The sequence below is a fragment of the Pseudomonas sp. BW7P1 genome (assembly GCF_024981055.1).
Taxonomy (GTDB): Bacteria; Pseudomonadota; Gammaproteobacteria; order Pseudomonadales; family Pseudomonadaceae; genus Aquipseudomonas; species Aquipseudomonas bananamidigenes.
The window spans coordinates 3,985,908-4,002,943 of sequence record NZ_CP103374.1; the positions used below are offsets into that span (position 1 = coordinate 3,985,908).

14 protein-coding genes are annotated in these 17,036 nt (G+C 62.3%); 8 read left to right on the forward strand and 6 right to left on the reverse strand.

Annotation, left to right across the window (positions count from 1 at the left end; genetic code table 11):
• The first annotated feature begins 110 nt into the window (after positions 1 to 110).
• A complete protein-coding gene (gene zapE / locus NWV16_RS17865; RefSeq protein ID WP_260520130.1) occupies positions 111 to 1,241 on the forward strand; it encodes a cell division protein ZapE in 1,131 nt (376 codons plus the stop codon).
• Between the two features lie 61 nt (positions 1,242 to 1,302).
• Positions 1,303 to 2,616, forward strand: coding sequence for a protein kinase (locus NWV16_RS17870; RefSeq protein ID WP_260520131.1), 1,314 nt, complete (start codon positions 1,303 to 1,305; stop codon positions 2,614 to 2,616).
• Positions 2,617 to 2,737: 121 nt separating this feature from the next.
• Here the strand turns inward: NWV16_RS17870 and NWV16_RS17875 are convergent, their stop codons facing one another.
• The gene (locus NWV16_RS17875; RefSeq protein WP_260520132.1) at positions 2,738 to 3,442 is read right to left on the reverse strand and encodes a YebC/PmpR family DNA-binding transcriptional regulator; all 705 of its coding nucleotides are present in this window, start codon (positions 3,440 to 3,442) and stop codon (positions 2,738 to 2,740) included.
• Between the two features lie 218 nt (positions 3,443 to 3,660).
• Here NWV16_RS17875 and NWV16_RS17880 point away from each other — a divergent pair, with 218 nt between their 5' ends.
• Positions 3,661 to 5,067: a type VI secretion system Vgr family protein gene (locus NWV16_RS17880; RefSeq protein WP_260520133.1), complete on the forward strand. Its 1,407-nt coding sequence runs from the start codon at positions 3,661 to 3,663 to the stop codon at positions 5,065 to 5,067.
• A gap of 3 nt (positions 5,068 to 5,070) precedes the next feature.
• On the opposite strand, the gene NWV16_RS17885 is transcribed toward NWV16_RS17880, so the two are convergent.
• Together NWV16_RS17885 and NWV16_RS17890 are read right to left on the reverse strand one after the other, a co-directional pair.
• Positions 5,071 to 6,468 carry an FAD-dependent oxidoreductase gene (locus tag NWV16_RS17885; protein ID WP_260520134.1) on the reverse strand — a complete coding sequence of 466 codons (1,398 nt, stop codon included), beginning with the start codon at positions 6,466 to 6,468 and terminating at the stop codon, positions 5,071 to 5,073.
• A gap of 67 nt (positions 6,469 to 6,535) precedes the next feature.
• Positions 6,536 to 7,861, reverse strand: coding sequence for an MFS transporter (locus NWV16_RS17890; protein WP_260520135.1), 1,326 nt, complete (start codon positions 7,859 to 7,861; stop codon positions 6,536 to 6,538).
• A 270-nt stretch (positions 7,862 to 8,131) separates the two neighbouring features.
• Here NWV16_RS17890 and NWV16_RS17895 point away from each other — a divergent pair, with 270 nt between their 5' ends.
• The gene (locus NWV16_RS17895) at positions 8,132 to 9,031 is read left to right on the forward strand and encodes a LysR family transcriptional regulator (protein ID WP_260520136.1); all 900 of its coding nucleotides are present in this window, start codon (positions 8,132 to 8,134) and stop codon (positions 9,029 to 9,031) included.
• Here the strand turns inward: NWV16_RS17895 and NWV16_RS17900 are convergent.
• Positions 9,001 to 9,861, reverse strand: a complete 861-nt coding sequence (locus NWV16_RS17900) for a LysR substrate-binding domain-containing protein (RefSeq protein ID WP_260520137.1) — start codon at positions 9,859 to 9,861, stop codon at positions 9,001 to 9,003. The genes NWV16_RS17895 and NWV16_RS17900 overlap by 31 nt on opposite strands.
• A 113-nt stretch (positions 9,862 to 9,974) precedes the next feature.
• Between NWV16_RS17900 and NWV16_RS17905 the strand changes: the two genes are divergently transcribed.
• The 3 genes from NWV16_RS17905 (at position 9,975) to NWV16_RS17915 (ending at position 12,728) form a co-directional block, all read left to right on the forward strand.
• Complete coding sequence (locus tag NWV16_RS17905; RefSeq protein WP_260520138.1) at positions 9,975 to 11,084, forward strand: 2-aminoethylphosphonate--pyruvate transaminase; 1,110 nt, start codon at positions 9,975 to 9,977, stop codon at positions 11,082 to 11,084.
• 71 nt (positions 11,085 to 11,155) lie between these two features.
• Positions 11,156 to 11,983 (forward strand): phosphonoacetaldehyde hydrolase, encoded by an 828-nt coding sequence (gene phnX / locus NWV16_RS17910; protein WP_260520139.1) that lies wholly within the window; start codon positions 11,156 to 11,158, stop codon positions 11,981 to 11,983.
• 190 nt (positions 11,984 to 12,173) lie between these two features.
• Complete coding sequence (locus NWV16_RS17915) at positions 12,174 to 12,728, forward strand: cytochrome b (protein WP_260520140.1); 555 nt, start codon at positions 12,174 to 12,176, stop codon at positions 12,726 to 12,728.
• Here NWV16_RS17915 and NWV16_RS17920 read toward each other — a convergent pair.
• A complete protein-coding gene (locus NWV16_RS17920; protein ID WP_260520141.1) occupies positions 12,719 to 13,633 on the reverse strand; it encodes a 1-aminocyclopropane-1-carboxylate deaminase/D-cysteine desulfhydrase in 915 nt (304 codons plus the stop codon). The two genes, NWV16_RS17915 and NWV16_RS17920, sit on opposite strands and share 10 nt — an antisense overlap.
• A gap of 41 nt (positions 13,634 to 13,674) precedes the next feature.
• Positions 13,675 to 15,711 carry an FAD-dependent oxidoreductase gene (locus NWV16_RS17925; RefSeq protein ID WP_260520142.1) on the reverse strand — a complete coding sequence of 679 codons (2,037 nt, stop codon included), beginning with the start codon at positions 15,709 to 15,711 and terminating at the stop codon, positions 13,675 to 13,677.
• 205 nt (positions 15,712 to 15,916) lie between these two features.
• Here NWV16_RS17925 and NWV16_RS17930 point away from each other — a divergent pair, with 205 nt between their 5' ends.
• Complete coding sequence (locus NWV16_RS17930) at positions 15,917 to 17,035, forward strand: nitrilase-related carbon-nitrogen hydrolase (RefSeq protein ID WP_260520143.1); 1,119 nt, start codon at positions 15,917 to 15,919, stop codon at positions 17,033 to 17,035.
• The last annotated feature ends 1 nt before the right edge of the window (position 17,036 follow it).

A 17,036-nucleotide genomic window follows, 5' to 3' on the forward strand; every position in this document is an offset into this window, starting at 1 on the left:
GAAAGCAGCGCCTGCCGATAAAGCGCAGTGGAAGAAAAACTACCCATCTGGTTACACTACGCCGCCGCGCTCCGGGAGAGCCGGCCTGATCATGACGGAGTGACTCCACCGTGCCCGCCCGAACGCCCGAACCCTCACGTCTGTCCCGGCGCTTTTCCGTGCTGCGCCGTTGGTTCGGCATACCCCATGCTGCCAGTGCCGGTCATTGCGCCAGCGCTCAGGCGATCCGCGACTATTTCCGGCACAAGGCCCATGCCCAGGGCTATACCCTCAGCCATAGCCAGCAGCGGGTGATCGACTGCATGGCGCAACAGGCGGGCCTGTTGTTCGGTCCTGCCCCGCAAACGCCTCCGAGTCTGTACTTGCACGGTGCAGTGGGACGCGGCAAGAGCTGGTTGCTCGACGGCTTTTTCCAGGCCTTGCCGACACAGCAGAAACAACGTCTGCATTTCCATCAGTTCTTCGCCGACCTCCATCAGGGCATGTTCCGGCATCGTGATCAGGAAGATGCCCTCGCCGCCACACTCGACGAACTGTTGCGAGATTGCCGGGTGCTGTGTTTTGACGAATTCCATGTGCATGACATCGGCGACGCGATGCTCATCACCCGGTTGTACAAAGCCCTGTTCCAGCGCGGCATCCTGCTGCTGGTGACCTCGAATTATCCGCCCGAAGGCCTGTTGCCGAACCCGCTGTATCACGCGCGGTTCAAACCGGTGATCGATCTGATCAACGCCCGCATGCAGGTCATGGAAGTTGGCGGCCCTCACGACTATCGCAGCCTGGCCCGTCACCACGCGCATCAGGTCTTCACGCAGGGCCATTACGTATGGCCGGCCACACCGACACAGCGCCAGGCGCTGGACTTGCCGCCACAAGATGCCGCGCCGCAGTCCATAGCGGTGGGCAGCCGGATTCTGCAGGCGCGCCTGCGCGACAATCGGCGTGTCGGTTTCACCTTCAATGCGTTGTGTGAGCAACCCACGGCAGTGATGGATTATCTGGAACTGTGTCGTCACTTCGACCACTGGGTCATCGAGGAACTGCCGGCGCTGGACGACTGCCCGATTGCCGTCCAGCAACGCTTTATCAATCTGATCGACGTGCTCTACGACCAGGACAAACACCTGACGCTGCTCGGGCATCTGCCTCTGCATGAAAGCCTGGCCGGCAACGCCATTGATCTGGCCCGCACCCGCAGTCGTCTGGGACAATTGTCGGAAACGCACGAACCGATCTGATTTGCCGTTATCATGCGGGCCATTTCCGGCGTACGACGCCCTCTCGATAGCGATCCTCTTCATGCACACCCTTGCACAACTGCGCGCCGGCGAACTGTCGGGCATCACCCGGCTGGATCTGGTCGAAGGCCTGAGCGAATTTCCCCGTGAGATCTTCGACCTTGCCGATACCCTGGAGGTGCTCAACCTGAGCGGCAATGCGTTGAGCAGCCTGCCGGACGACTTGCATCGCCTGCCGCATCTGCGCGTGCTGTTCTGCTCCGACAACCGGTTCACCGAACTGCCCGAGTGCCTTGGCCAGTGCCAGGCCCTGAGCATGATCGGCTTCAAGGCCAACCGGATCGCCCGGGTGACCGGCGCGGCCCTGCCACCGCAGCTGCGCTGGCTGATCCTGACCGACAACCTGATTGAAACCCTGCCGGACGAACTGGGCGAGCGCCCGCTGCTGCAAAAGCTCATGCTCGCCGGCAACCGTCTGCGTGCCCTGCCGCCATCGTTGAGCCAATGCCATCGACTGGAACTGATCCGCATCGCCGCCAACCAACTGACAGAATTGCCGCAATGGCTGCTGACGCTGCCCAGCCTGACCTGGCTGGCCTACGCCGGCAATCCGCTGGAAACCGAAGCAGATGCCGCCGCACTGCAAGCCACCCCGTTGATCGACTGGTCGACCCTGCGTCTGCAACAGCGCCTCGGCGAAGGGGCGTCCGGGGTGATTTCCAGGGCTACATGGCAACCGGCCGGTCAGCCTGAACGCTCGGTGGCGGTCAAACTCTACAAGGGCGAGATGACCAGCGATGGTTCGCCGTTGCACGAGATGAACGCCTGCATCACCGCCGGCCTGCACCCGAATCTGATCCGGGTCGAGGGTCGTATCGGCAATCATCCCGAAGACCGGCAAGGCCTGGTGATGCAACTGATCGATCCGAGCTATCGCAACCTCGCCGCGCTGCCGAGCCTGGCGTCCTGTTCACGGGATGTCTACGCAGAGGATTGCCGCTTCAGTGCCGATGTCGCATTGCGCATCGCCCGGGGTATCGCGTCGGTCGCCGAGCATTTGCATCAACAGGGCATCACCCATGGCGACCTGTACGGTCACAACATTCTGTTGAACGAGGACGGCGACTGCCTGCTGGGGGACTTTGGCGCAGCCTCGTTCCACGCCACCACCGACAACCTGGAAACCCGCGCACTGCAACGCCTCGAGGTGCGGGCGTTCGGGATCTTGCTGGGGGAATTGCTGGCGCGAATCGACTCGGGTCTGAGTGCGGATCAGCGTGTGCGACTGGAGGCACTGGAACAGCGCTGCTGTCAGCCGGATGTGCTGGCGCGGCCGGGGTTCGCTGAAGTGGTGGAGCAATTGCGAAACCTGTGAACACAAACCTGTGGCGAGGGCGCTGGCTCCCGCTGGATGGCGAAACCATTCCGATTGCGGCGACTGCTGCGCAGTCGAGCGGGAGCAAGCTCCCTCGCCACAGTTCAGCTTTGCGACAAGATCAACCGACCAGGCCGATGTACATGTTCTGCACGTCGTCGTGGTTGTCGAGGCCTTCGAGGAACGCTTCGACTTCTGCCATCTGCTCGTCGGTCAGGCCGCTGACCGGGTTCTTCGGCTGATAGCCCAGCTTGGCCGACAGCACGGTGAAGCCTTGTTCCGGCAGGGCTTTCTGAACGGCGTCCAGATCGGTCGGGTCGGTCAGGAACAAGGTCGCACCGTCTTCGCCCGCTTCGAAGTCCTGCGCACCGGCTTCGATCGCGGCCAGTTCCGGATCAGCGTCCGGGGTGTCCGGCGTGGCTTCGATCATGCCGACGTGGTTGAAGTCCCAGGACACCGAGCCGGATGCGCCCAGTTGGCCCTTGCGGAACGCCACGCGGATTTCCGCCACGGTACGGTTGATGTTGTCGGTGACGCACTCGACGATCAGCGGGACCTGATGCGGCGCGAAACCTTCGTAAGTCACGCGATGGTACTGAACGGTCTCGCCCAGCAGGCCCGCGCCTTTCTTGATCGCGCGATCCAGGGTTTCCTTGGGCATCGAGGCTTTCTTGGCCTGTTCGACCACCAGACGCAGGTGTGCGTTGGTGGCGGTATCGGCACCGTTGCGGGCCGCGATGGTGATTTCTTTCACCAGCTTGCCGAAGATCTTGCCCTTGGCGTTGGCTGCCGCTTCTTTGTGTTTAACCTTCCACTGTGCGCCCATTACTCACTCTCTTGATCTGTGGCGCCGAGACATCTATTGGCCGACGCGTGGCGCCAAGTTTATACGGCCTAAAGTCGGCAATCGACCAAAAAATCCGCTGCTGTCGACATCTTCTACGCACCTTGTAGGGCGATTCTGAAAAACCGCTTTCCAATTCCCCTTTCCCGCCGTGGTTTCGTACCCTCTGCCGCCCGTATTACCCGACAGAGCCCGTACGAATGCTCAATGACAAGGAAAGTCCCTTCACTTTGACCCTCATCGAGGGTGGTCTGAGCCTGCCGGTGCAGCGGTTTCGCGGCCATGAAGCACTGAACCGGCCCTTCCGCTTCGAGATAGACGTCATTGGACTGGCCCCGCCCCTGGCCCCGGCTACCCTGCTGTATCGGCCCGCCTATCTGCACATGGGGGAGGATCATGGCATTCACGGCACCCTGCACAGTGCCAGTTGCGAACATCGCGGTGCCCATCGAGTCGGCTACCGGCTGGTGCTGGGCCCCCACTTGCTGCAACTGCAACAGCAGCCCCGGCGCCGGGTGTTCACCCGATCCAGCGTTCCGGACATTCTTGAGCAACTGCTCGTCGAGCATCGTCTGCCCGCGCACAGTTACCGGTTCGACCTGACGACAGGCCACTACCCGCCGCGCCCGTTCTGCATCCAGTACGACGAATCGGACCTGGCGCTGTTGCAGCGCTTGTGCGAAGAGGAAGGCATCCACTATCACTTCGAACACCGACCGGACGGCCATGTCGTTGTGTTCGCCGATGACAGTCTGAGCCTGGCGCAGCAAGCGGTGCCGGTCCCCTTCAGCATGGAACCGGAGCCGCCGTCGCCCGCCCTCAGTTCTCTGTTTCAGCGTCACGATGCGGTCATGGTGCAAATCTCGCCCGGCGTCCGTGATCGAGGGTACTTGAGCAATGCTGACGAGGCTGCCAATCATCCACCGGGAGACCCGCTGCCCGTGCACGGCATTGCGACGAGCGAGCAACGCTACGCCGATCAACGCAGCCGGCGTCAACTGGAACGCCAGCGTTGCCGGTATCGATGTCTCCATGGCCGCAGCGACTGCACCCGGTTACTCAGTGGCCGTCTGCTGCAGGTTACAGATCATCCGGTGGGTGGGTTCAATGACCAATGGCTGCTTACCGAGTTACATCATCAGGGACAACAACCTTCGATTCTCGACACGACACCTGCATCCCGTCGCTACCACAACGACTTCACCGCACAGCCATGGCAGACCGAGTTCCGGCCTGCACTTCGACAACCGCGCCCGAGCATTCCGGGGTATCACCCGGCCCGGGTTCTTGGCCCGGCCGGGCAGCCGCCGCAATTGGACGATCAGGGACGAATCGCTGTCCGGTTATGGCCTCGACAGAGCGTGAATGCCGACGATGACGGGTTATGGCTGGCGATTGCCATGGTTGGAGGTGGCAGCCCGATCACTCGGGAAGCACTGCCTCGCGCCGGCAGTGAAGTCTGGGTGAGTTTCCTCGACAGCGATCCGGACCGCCCGATCCTGTGCCTGGACGTCGGCCACGTTCGTGCGACGCAGCCACCGTCGGAGCCGCTCGATGACGATCTGCTGCTCGACTGGCTGCTCAACCGCACCCCGCCTTCAGCCTGATGTTCAGGCCTTGTCGGCCTTGCCCGCAGCCGCTGCGAATTTCGCCAGGCGTACATCCAGATGCCGAGGACGCCGTCCGTGGTCCTCGGCGCGTTCCTTGCGACGAATTGCGTTGCGCACCATCAAGGAACCCAGATAGCGGATCGGCTCCGGCGGAAAATAGCCCAGCGGCCCGTTGACCAGCGGCGAACGCGTCCAGGGGTTGTCGAGACCTTGCACCAGCGAGGCGAGAATCTGTCCGCCCATGTGGCACGGTCCGACGCCACTGCCGGAATAACCGAAACCGTAGAACACATTGCCGCTGGCGCTCATCTGACCGAAAAATGGCAGACCGGTGACCGAACGATCTGAAGGGCCGTTCCATGTCGCGTCGACCTTTACATCGGCGAAGGCCGGGAAGAAGTCGTCGAGACTGCGCTTGAGCAACCCGGCGTATGGCGATGGCCGGTCGAATACCGGCAACATTCGCCCACCGTAAGCGAAGGTGTTGCCCCCCTTGCCGAGCATGAGCCGGCCGTCCGGAGTGTTGTGGTAGTAATGCACGAAAATCCGCGAATCCAGCACGGTCACGCCGCTGGTCAGGCCGACTTCCTGCAACAGCTCCGGACGCGGTTCGGTGATCAGCATGTCGCTGGAAACGATCGCCACACTGCGCTCGAACTGTGCAAAAGCACGGGCCATCCAGGCATTCATCGCCAGCACCACGCGATCGGCGACCACACGCCCACCGGTCGTATGAAGGCGCGCCGGACGCCCTTCCTCCAGTCCGGTCATCGCGGTGTTTTCATGGATCCTGACGCCCAGTTGCAGCGCCACCCGACGCAAGCCACGCACCAGTTTGCCCGGCTGCACACTGGCGGCTGCCGGCGAGAACCAGCCTTCCAGATGCTTGTCGGAGCCGGCCATACGCCGGACATCGGCAACGGGACGTTGGGTGAACGAGTTGATGCCGCTGCGCTCGAGTGCCGCAATCACCGCATCGGTCGAGCCGCATTGCGCCTGATTGGTGGCGGTGTAGAGCGTACCGTCGAGGCGGTAATCGGCCTCGACACCGTAGTGCTCGCAGAACTCGCCGATGGCATGGATGCTGCGCTCGGACTCCTTGACCAGCCGTACCGCCTCTTCGACGCCGAACAGCCGCTCCAGGGTGAAATACTTCGCCGACCACGACAGCGCACAACCGCCATTGCGCCCACTGGCGCCGGCGCCGCAGATGTCGGCTTCGATCAGCAACACATCGAGTTCGGGGTTCTGCTGCTTGAGCATGATCGCGGTCCACAACCCGGTGTAACCGCCGCCGACGATGCACACGTCGGTGCGCACATCGCCTTGCAGCGGCGCGCAAGGCCCGGATGTATCGAGCTGCAAGGCCTGCTCCAGCCAAAACGGTCTCATGAACATTCTCCAGTCAGTCGGCCATGGCACAGCCTGCCGCGAATGCCGCAGCAGGTCGCGAGGCAGGGTTGATTCAGTTGCGCAGGGGTTTGATGGTCAGGGCCCGATTGGGCACCGAGGCACGGGGTTCCATGACACCGACCGGGCGACTGTTCCAGTGCGGAATCAACACCAGCGCGGAAAACAGCGCACAACCGGCGAACACGATGAACACCGTCACCGAATCGAAGTAGCCCGGCAGCAACCCGCCGAGCACCGCGCCGACCGAGCCGCAACCGTTGACGAATCCCGCCGCCGTGGCGCCCGCCCTGGCCTTGCCGAAATCGATGGCGGCCGCGCCGCTGATCATCGAATCCGGGCCGTACAGGGTCAGGCCCATGACAAAGAGCAAGGCCACCACCAGCAACACGCTGCCGGTGTGCAAGGCCCCCATGAACAGCGCCAGCGTCACGGTCAGCGCCAGCAGGCTCAACACGCAGGCCGGCATGCGCCGGGCGCCGAACAGTTTGTCCGAGGCCAGACCGATCATGATCGGCCCGAGCAGCCCGGCCAGTTCAAACGCAGTCGGAATGATCGCCGCGCCAACCTTGCCGACTGCCGGCATCTGCTCGAAGACGATCACCGGGCCCCACAACAGAATCGCGTAACGCGCAGGTTTCAGCAGAAAGTAAGCCAGCCCCAGCACCAGCACCGTGCGGTTGCGCAGGATTTCCTTGAGCGGTTCCCAGACACTGAGCTTGCTGTCGGCAGCGGTTTGCTCGGCACTGCGTTCCGGCTCCGGCTCCACGGCGGGCAGTCCGACGTCTTCCGGTTTGTTGCGCTGAAAGATGAAGAACAACAGCGCCACCACGGCCACAACAGCCGCACTGGAAATGAACGCCGCATGCCAGCTGCCGATCAGCGTGTAAGCCCACCAACCGGCGAACGGTGAGGCCACCAGGCCACCGAAGGCGTAGCAGGAACTCCATAACCCGAGCACTCGCCCGCGCTGTTCGGCGGGGAAGAAGCTGCCGAGGTTCTTGCACAGGCCCGACCAGCCGGTGGACTGCGCCAGGCCCTGAATCAGCATGCAGGTGGCAAAGATCGGCAAGGTCGCGAAACTGCCCATCACCAACGCCGCAGCGGCGGATATCAGCAAGCCACCGAGCACCACGACCCTAGGGCCGAAGCGGTCGGCGAGCATGCCCCAGGTGAATTGCCCGATGGCGTAGGCCGCCAGATAAATTGCATCGAGATTGGCCATGGCCATTTTGTCGAGGGTGAAACCCGGGTCTTCGGCGATGCCCAGTTTGGCCACCGAAAAGGCTTTGCGGGTGAAATAGAACGCGGCGTAAGCGAGCCAGGTGACAGCGAAGATCTGCATGCGCCAACGCGCAAGGGTGCCGATGTGCTTGTTCATTGTGGTTCTGACCTCAGGGTGTGAGTGTGCCGGCAGAATCGTTAAGTAAACGCCTGTGTTTTTTATTGTTGAGCACTGCGATATCAGCCCGTCCCTTCGGCGATACCGGTCAGATGAGCCCTGCTGTTGCACGCACAGGCCCATGGCCAGCGTGGCTGCCCGACCGGGCAGTCAGCGTTGGCGTGAGCGGATCAAAGCAATTACTGTTTAATAAATAAAATCGATTTATCGTATTTCACACATAAGCTCCGCTTGTTACCGAGGTCAGCCATGTCGGTGTCCCACGCCCAGCTCAAAGCCTTTCATGCCGTCGCCGTGCACGGAAGCTTCACCAAGGCCGCCGAGCGGCTTTACCTGACGCAACCGGCGATTTCCGACCAGGTGCGCAAGCTGGAAGAACGCTTCGGCGTGTTGCTGTTCCATCGCAACAAACGTTCGGTGCGCCTGACTGACTTGGGCGAACGTTTGCTGGCAATTACCCAGCGCCTGTTCGTGGTCGAAGCCGAAGCCCAGGAGTTGTTGCAGGAATCCCAGGCCCTGCAGACCGGCAGTCTGATTTTGGCGGTGGATGCGCCGGTGCACGTGTTGCCGCAGATTGCGCGGTTCTGCGAGCGCTATCCGGGAATCAGCGTGAAAATCGAGACCGGTAATACCGATGAATCGCTGTTTCGCCTGTTCAACTATCAGGCCGATCTGGCGTTGCTCGGGCGCGATGTCAGCGATGAACGCTTGCTGTGCGTACCGCTGCGCAATGATCCGATGGTGGCATTTGTCTCGCGCCATCATCCATGGGCCACGCGCGAATCGATCTGCCTGCAGGATCTGGACGACACACCGCTGGTGCTGCGCGAACACGGCTCGGTCACCCGCCAGACCCTGGAAGAAGAAATGGCCCGCGCCGGTTTCCGCATCCGCCCGGCGATCCAGGTGGAAGGTCGGGAAGCGGCGCGGGAAGCCGTGGTTGTGGGGATTGGCGTGGGGGTGGTGTCGGCAGCGGAGTTTGGTGCGGACGCGCGGGTCTGCGCACTGCCGATCACCGATTGCACCCGGCGGTTGACCGAGACACTGGTGTGCCTGCGCGAGCAGCGTTCGCGGCGAGTGGTGGCGACGTTTCTTGAGATGGTGCGCGAGAGTCTTGTTCAGACCGGGGCCAACCCGAAAAACGCCTGAATCAACCGTAACTCCCGCCGCCGCTCCACGCAGCCGATCATGTGCCGATTGACCAACCCTTCTCCCGCAATGGGAATCGCGACGACTCGGGGGTCATGACTGACCTCCACCGATGACACCACGCCAACCCCCAGCTCAGCCGCCACCGCTTCGGTCACGGCCTCGCGGCTATCGAGCTCCAGCAACACCCGTGGATTGACCGATGCCTGCGCACAGGCCTGATCGAAGGTGCGACGGGTAATCGAACTCGGCTCGCGCAGGACCATGATCACCTGATCCAGCTCCTTGAGGCTGACTTCACCACGGCGTGTCGCCCAGGAATGCCCCGCCGGCACCAGCGCACAGATTCGCGATTCATTCAGCGCCTGCAAGTGCAGCCCCTTGCGCGGTTCGACCTCGGTCAACACGGCCACGTCTGCATGTTCCGACAACAGTGCCGCCAGGGTTTCCTGGGCATTGCCCAAACGCAGATTCACCGTGATGCCGGGATACCTCGCCCGCAGGCTGGCAAGCATCGGCATGACCAGGTGCGGGCCGTCCGCCGCCACTTCGAGACGTCCGCTGAGCAATTGACGATTGGCTTCGAGCAGCGCCTGGGCCTCTTCGGCCATGCCGAACATCGCCCGGGTGATCGCCGCCAGTTTGGTGCCCTCCTCTGTCAGTTCGACCCGACGTGCCGTCCGTCGCAACAGGGTGATCTGATAGTGCTCCTCCAGCGCCTTGATGTGCCCGGTGACCGCCGGTTGGCTGATGAACAGGCGTGCGGCGGCACGGGTGAAGCTGCCTTCCCGGGCCACGGCGTCGAAGGCGCGGAGCTGGAACAGGTTCATGAATAACCCTCACTGATGGCTGGCATAACAACAAACAATTTGATTGATGATCCGCCGAATTGCAACGTATGCCCCGTAGCTTCATCCCACAGCGCTATCGCGAGGACACACGAATGAGTACTGCCGCACCCATCCTGCTCACTCCCGGCCCGTTGACCACCTCGGCCCGCACCCGCCAGGCGATGATGGTCGACTGGGGTTCATGGGATGACCGCTTCAATAAGCTGACCGCCAGCCTCTGTGAGCAACTGCTGGCGATCATCAACGGCGCCGACACCCACCACTGCGTGCCTTTGCAGGGCAGCGGCACGTTCGCCGTCGAAGCCGCCATCGGCACCCTCGTCCCCCGCGACGGCAAGGTACTGGTGCTGATCAACGGCGCCTACGGCAAGCGTCTGGCGAAAATCTGCGAAGTGCTCGGTCGCTCGTTCAGCACCTTTGAAACCGCCGAGGACGAGCCGACCACCGCCGCCGACGTCGAGCGCCTGCTGTGCGCCGACACGGCCATTACCCACGTCGCACTGATCCACTGCGAAACCAGCACCGGCATCCTCAACCCGCTGCCGGAAATCGCCCAAATCGTCGAGCAACAGGGCAAACGCCTGATCATCGATGCCATGAGTTCCTTTGGTGCGCTGCCGGTGGATGCCCGGAAAGTCCCGTTCGATGCACTGATCGCCGCCTCCGGTAAATGCCTGGAAGGCGTGCCGGGCATGGGCTTCGTATTTGCCCGCAAGGAATCCCTGGCGGCGGCCGCCGGAAACGCTCATTCACTGGCGATGGACCTGTTCGATCAGCACAACTACATGCAGAAGACCGGCCAGTGGCGCTTCACCCCGCCGACTCACGTGGTCGCCGCACTGCACGAAGCCCTGCTGCAATACAACGAAGAAGGCGGCCTGCCGGCACGACATGCGCGTTACGCCGCCAACTGCCAGGCGCTGATGGAAGAGATGGGCAAACTCGGCCTGCGCAGCTTCCTGCCCGCCGCGATTCAGGCGCCGATCATCGCGACCTTTCACGCACCGAAAGATCCGCGCTACCAGTTCAAGGATTTCTACGAACGGGTCAAGGCCAAGGGTTACATCCTCTACCCCGGCAAGCTGACCCAGGTCGAAACCTTCCGCGTCGGCTGCATCGGCCACGTCACCCCGGCGCAGATGCGCGAAGCCGTCGCGGCGGTGGGTGAAGTGCTGCGCGAGATGGAAGTGCTGGAAATTTAAGCAACACCACAAAGCCCGCTCCCACAGGGACAGCGAACTCCGAATTGCTTGTTCTCACAGGAATTTCTGCCATGAACTACAACAACCCTACCAAGCTGCAAGCCGCCATCCTCGACTGGGCCGGCACCGTCGTCGATTTCGGTTCTTTCGCCCCGACCCAGATCTTCGTCGAAGCCTTCGCCGAATTCGATGTTCAGGTCTCCATCGAAGAGGCTCGCGGCCCGATGGGCATGGGCAAGTGGGATCACATCCGCACCCTGTGCGACCTGCCGCAGGTTGCCGAGCGCTATCGCAAAGTGTTCGGTCGCACCCCGACCGACGATGACGTGACCGCGATCTACAACCGCTTCATGCCGTTGCAGATCGAGAAGATCGCCGAGCACTCGGCGCTGATTCCCGGCGCGCTGGAGACCATCGCCAACCTGCGCCGGCAAGGGATCAAGATCGGCTCATGCTCGGGCTACCCGAAACAAGTGATGGACAAAGTCGTGGCGCTGGCTGCCACCAATGGCTACGTCGCCGATCACGTCGTGGCCACCGACGAAGTGCCGAACGGCCGACCATGGCCGGCTCAGGCCCTGGCCAACGTGATTGCGCTGGGTATCGACGATGTCGCCGCCTGCGTGAAGATCGACGATACCGTGCCGGGAATCCTCGAAGGTCGCCGCGCCGGAATGTGGACGGTGGCGCTGATCTGCTCCGGCAATGCACTGGGTCTGGACTACGAAGGCTTCCGCGCACTGGGCAGCGACGCACTGGCCAGCGAACGCAAGCGCATTCATGCACTGTTCGAAGGCTCGCGTCCTCACTACATGATCGACACCATCAGCGATTTGCCGGAAGTGATCGCCGACATCAACAAACGCCTGGCCAGCGGCGAGATGCCACAAAGCAGCTGATTGCGCGGCCTGCGGCAAAGAAAAACGCCGGTGTCTGCCCGACACTGGCGTTTTTTTATGGGCAAACTGCTGATTTCGCGTAATGAAAGCATTTTCAGACACGCGCAAATCGGCCAAAGCGGATTACAGTTAAAGCATGCCGTCGCTCAAGAACGGCACGTTTCGACCCTGATCCGTGAGGAAATACCGTATGCCGTGGACAAGTTCAGAATCACGCTACAGCACCGTGTCAGTCCTGTTGCACTGGTTGATGCTGGTGCTGTTGGTGCTGGTATACGCCAGCATGGAATTGCGTGGCATCTTCCCCAAGGGCAGTGGTGGCCGCTCGCTGATCCGTGAAGTGCACTACATGCTGGGACTGACCGTGTTCGTGCTGGTGTGGTTTCGCCTGCTGGCACGCAGCATCGGCCCGGCGCCGAAGATCTTCCCGGCTTCGCCACTGTGGCAGACCACGCTCGCCCGACTGATGCACTGGGCGCTGTACCTGTTCATGATCGCCATGCCGATCCTCGGCTGGCTGATCACCAGCGCCGAGGGCCATCAAGTGATGTTCTACGGTTTCGACCTGCCGCTGCTGGTGCACGAAGACAAAGCCTTCGCCAAGCAGGTTGAACACTGGCACGTGCTGATCGGCAATATCGGCTATTGGCTGATCGGCCTGCATGCATTGGCGGGGCTGTATCACCATTACGTGGTAGGCGATAACACGCTGCTGCGGATGATGCCCAAGCGCAATCAGGGCTGACCACTGAATCCACGCCGGCCCTGCAAGCCGCCGGTGTGGACGAAGATCAGTCGCGTGCCGCCGGCAAAGCGGCCCGCCTCGATATGTTGCTTGAGCGCGAGCAGGGCTTTGCCGGTATACAGCGGTTCGAGGGGAACGCCGCAGACCTGCTCGGTCTGCGCGATGAACTCAAGCAATGCCGCATCGACTTTGGCAAAGCCGCCACGGCTGGCGTCGATCAGCTCATAGCCTCCAACCTCACCGACAATCGCTTCGACATTGGCCGCGACGCCGTGATCGTCGGGCACGGCCAGTGCGCCGTACACCGTGCGTTGACTGCCCTGCGCCAATACCAGACCGGCCAGCGTGGTGCCCGTGCCACAGGCCAGCCACCACCCGTGAAAGTTGTTCCAACCCAGCCTCGCCAATTGCGCGCTGACCTGATCCTTCAAGGACGCGCAACCCTGCGCCCCCGGCCACCCACCACCACCTTCGGGCACCGGATGCAGCGTCGGGTATTGCTTCAGCCAAGGTTCCCAGAACCCCGGCTCATGTCGCGCCCGATAGCCGCCATAACCGAGCCAGTGCAACTGCATGCCAAAATCCTGCAGATCCCTGACCGTCGGCGTGTCCTGCGGATGCCCGCGCAGCAGACCGACCGTTGCGAACCCCAGGCGCTTGCCTGCTGCGGCCAGTGCGTGCAGATGATTGGAATGCGCGCCACCCAGGCTGATGATGCCTTGCGCACCCGCACGGTCGGCGGCTTTCAGGTGTTCGACGAGTTTGAACCACTTGTTGCCGCTGATCAGCGGATCGATCCGGTCCAGACGCAAGATCGCGACTTCAATGCCGGCGGCAGTGAGCCAGTCCAGATGAAGCGGTTCGAGGGGGGCTGGGGCCAGCCAGTCGGAGGGAGGCAGAAACATGAAAGCCGGCTCTGTGCAAAGAGCCGGCATTCTAGGGTGGATCAGAGCTCGGCGGCCAGACGCGAGCCTTGATTGATCGCACGTTTGGCATCCAGCTCGGCCGCGACATCGGCGCCACCGATCAGGTGTACGCTCTGCCCGGCAGCCACCAGGCCGTCGTGCAGCTCACGCAGCGGATCCTGGCCGGCGCAAATGACAATGTTGTCCACCGGCAGCACTTGCGGCTCACCGGTTTCGCCGATGCGGATGTGCAGGCCTTCGTCGTCGATCTTCAGGTATTCGACGCTGTTGAGCATCTGCACCTGCTTGTTCTTCAGGCCGGTGCGGTGAATCCAGCCGGTGGTCTTGCCCAGACCGTCGCCGACCTTGGACTTCTTGCGTTGCAGCAGGAACACGTCCCGGGCCGGTGCGTGCGGTGCAGCCTTGATTCCGGCCACACCTCCACGGGCTTCCAGATTCGTATCGATGCCCCACTCTTTCCAGAACGCGGCGCGATCCTGACTGGTGGCCACGCCTTCATGGACGAGGAACTCCGACACGTCGAAACCGATACCGCCGGCGCCGATCACCGCCACACGCTTGCCCACCGGTTTGCGCGCGAGCAGCACATCCAGGTAGCTCAGCACCTTGGCGTTTTCGACACCCGGAATCGCCGGCACTCGCGGCACAATGCCGGTGGCCAGAATGACTTCGTCGTACCCGCCCTCCACCAGTTTTGCCACGTCGACGCGGGTGTTCAGGCACACCTCGACGTTGGTGGTCTGCAGTTTGCGTTTGAAGTAGCGCAGGGTTTCGTAGAACTCTTCCTTGCCCGGCACACGCTTGGCGACGTTGAACTGGCCACCGATCTCGCTGGCCGAATCGAACAGCGTCACCTGATGCCCACGCTCGGCGGCCACGGTCGCGGCGGACAGACCCGCCGGGCCGGCACCGACCACGGCAATCTTCTTGATCTGCTTGACCGGCAGGTAGTTGAGTTCAGTCTCGTGGCAGGCACGCGGGTTGACCAGGCAACTGGTGAGTTTGCCGCCAAAGGTGTGGTCCAGGCAGGCCTGGTTGCAGCCGATGCAGGTGTTGATTTCATCGGCACGGCCGGCGGCGGCCTTGTTGACGAAGTCCGGGTCGGCAAGGAACGGCCGGGCCATCGACACCATGTCGGCATCGCCTTCGGCGAGGATCTGCTCGGCGACTTCCGGGGTGTTGATGCGGTTGGTGGTGATCAGCGGGATATTCACCGAGCCACGCAATTTGGCCGTGACCTTGGTGAAGGCTGCACGCGGCACTTTGGTGGCGATGGTCGGAATCCGCGCTTCGTGCCAGCCGATACCGGTGTTGATAATCGTCGCACCGGCCTGCTCGATCGCTTTGGCCAATGTGACGATTTCTTCCCAGGTGCTGCCGCCTTCCACCAGATCGAGCATGGACAGACGGAAGATGATGATGAAGTTCGGACCGACCGCTTCACGCACCCGGCGAACGATTTCCACCGGCAGGCGCATGCGGTTTTCGTAGCTGCCGCCCCAACGGTCGGTGCGGTGGTTGGTGTGGGCCGCGAGGAACTGGTTGATGAAGTAGCCTTCCGAACCCATGATTTCCACGCCATCGTACTCGGCGGATTGAGCCAGTACCGAGCAGGTGACGAAATCGCTGATCTGCTTCTCGATGCCTTCTTCGTCCAGCTCTTTGGGCTTGAACGGATTGATCGGCGCCTGAATGGCGCTCGGTGCGACCTGTTTCGGGCTGTAGGCATAACGGCCGGCATGGAGGATCTGCATGCAGATCTTGCCGCCCGCTTCATGCACGGCGCGGGTGACGATGCGGTGCTTGAGCGCTTCCTCTTCGGTGGTCAGCTTGGCGGCACCGGAATACACACCGCCCTCGTCGTTCGGGCCGATACCGCCCGTCACCATCAGGCCGACGCCGCCACGGGCGCGCTCGGCAAAGTACGCCGCCATGCGCTCGAAGCCGCCCGGCTTCTCTTCCAGGCCGGTGTGCATCGACCCCATCAGGGTGCGGTTGCGCAGCGTGGTGAATCCCAGGTCCAGCGGGGCCAGCAGGTGCGGGTAAGTGGCGGTCATCGGTAACTCCACAGCGAGCGATCACGGAAAATGCGGGAGCTCTGCGTCCCCCGTCAGTCATGCTCGACAGCCTAAGAGTCGCATCGCTGTCACTCAATGACCGTAACTGACAAGTTATTGATCCAAATGCGCAGCGGCCCTTGGCAAGCGCAGGCATGGGCCCTACCCTAGTCCCACACCCTGTACCCGGTTGTTGTTGGATTTCATGCGCAAACTTCTGTACCTGACCTTTTCCATGGCGCTGGTCGCCGCGCTCACCTTCTACGCCATGTGGGCGGCTGACCGCCCGGCCGGTCATTACCTGTCGGACCTGCGGATCAAGCTGGCGATCGATCAGGGCACCCGCGCCGATCGTGGCAACCTGCTGGGAATCCAGCCGGAACTGTTCCCCACCGACTATCAAAGTTCCGAACGCCTGCACCGTAAACTCGCGGCCTATCTGCAACAGGCGCAGGATCAGGGTTTGCTCAATGAAAAAACCGTCGTGGTGCTGCCCGAGCATATCGGCACCTGGCTGATGATCAGCGGCGAAAAAGACGAGTTGTACCAGGCGCCCACTCTGGAAGAAGCGATGAACTGGCTCGCCGCCAGCAACCCGTTGCAGTTCGCTCGCGCCTGGCTCTCCGCCAGTGGCAGCAGTCGCCTGGATGACGCCCACTTGCGAATGAAATCCCGAGACATGGCCAAGGACTATCAGTTGCTGTTCGGCGGTCTGGCCAGGGAATTTCATATCACCCTGGTGGCCGGCTCGATCGTGCTGCCGGAACCCGACATCATCGACGGACGGCTCAAGGCCGGTCATGGCGCGTTGTATAACACCAGTGTGGTGTTCGGTCGTGACGGCGCCCCGCTCGGCCAGCCACAACGGCAGATGCGACCGATCTTCGATGCGGGAACCGGCGATGTTTCACAGATCAACGTGGTCGATACCCCGGCCGGACGCCTCGGCGTGCTGATCGGCAACGACAGCTGGTATCCGGACAACTATCGCAGGCTCGACGCGCAAGGCGCGCAACTGATCGCGGTGCCTGCATTCGTCATCGGCCATGGCGCGTGGGATCGGCCCTGGCAGGGTTACAGGGGCTTGCGTGCACCGGATTCGGTCAACCTCAAACCGGGAGAGATCAGCGAGGGCCAGGCCTGGCATCGCCTGACCCTGACGGCACAACCACCGGGCAGCCAGGCGATTGCCGGCATGAGCGTGTTCCTGCGCGGGCAGTTCTGGGACAAACCGGGTTCCGGGCAAAGTTTTCTCAGCAGCAATGGCCAGCAGTTCGCCGACGGTGAAGCCCGTGGCGCGCGCTTGCTGAACCTCTGGTTATAAC

Excerpts from the sequence above, each read along its gene's own strand:
- NWV16_RS17870 (WP_260520131.1), top strand. The coding sequence starts at position 1,303 with ATGCACACCCTTGCACAACTGCGCGCCGGCGAACTGTCGGGCATCACC.
- NWV16_RS17875 (WP_260520132.1), bottom strand. The coding sequence starts at position 3,442 with ATGGGCGCACAGTGGAAGGTTAAACACAAAGAAGCGGCAGCCAACGCC.
- NWV16_RS17880 (WP_260520133.1), top strand. The coding sequence starts at position 3,661 with ATGCTCAATGACAAGGAAAGTCCCTTCACTTTGACCCTCATCGAGGGT.
- NWV16_RS17885 (WP_260520134.1), bottom strand. The coding sequence starts at position 6,468 with ATGTTCATGAGACCGTTTTGGCTGGAGCAGGCCTTGCAGCTCGATACA.
- NWV16_RS17890 (WP_260520135.1), bottom strand. The coding sequence starts at position 7,861 with ATGAACAAGCACATCGGCACCCTTGCGCGTTGGCGCATGCAGATCTTC.
- NWV16_RS17895 (WP_260520136.1), top strand. The coding sequence starts at position 8,132 with ATGTCGGTGTCCCACGCCCAGCTCAAAGCCTTTCATGCCGTCGCCGTG.
- NWV16_RS17900 (WP_260520137.1), bottom strand. The coding sequence starts at position 9,861 with ATGAACCTGTTCCAGCTCCGCGCCTTCGACGCCGTGGCCCGGGAAGGC.
- NWV16_RS17905 (WP_260520138.1), top strand. The coding sequence starts at position 9,975 with ATGAGTACTGCCGCACCCATCCTGCTCACTCCCGGCCCGTTGACCACC.
- phnX (WP_260520139.1), top strand. The coding sequence starts at position 11,156 with ATGAACTACAACAACCCTACCAAGCTGCAAGCCGCCATCCTCGACTGG.
- NWV16_RS17915 (WP_260520140.1), top strand. The coding sequence starts at position 12,174 with ATGCCGTGGACAAGTTCAGAATCACGCTACAGCACCGTGTCAGTCCTG.
- NWV16_RS17920 (WP_260520141.1), bottom strand. The coding sequence starts at position 13,633 with ATGTTTCTGCCTCCCTCCGACTGGCTGGCCCCAGCCCCCCTCGAACCG.
- NWV16_RS17925 (WP_260520142.1), bottom strand. The coding sequence starts at position 15,711 with ATGACCGCCACTTACCCGCACCTGCTGGCCCCGCTGGACCTGGGATTC.
- NWV16_RS17930 (WP_260520143.1), top strand. The coding sequence starts at position 15,917 with ATGCGCAAACTTCTGTACCTGACCTTTTCCATGGCGCTGGTCGCCGCG.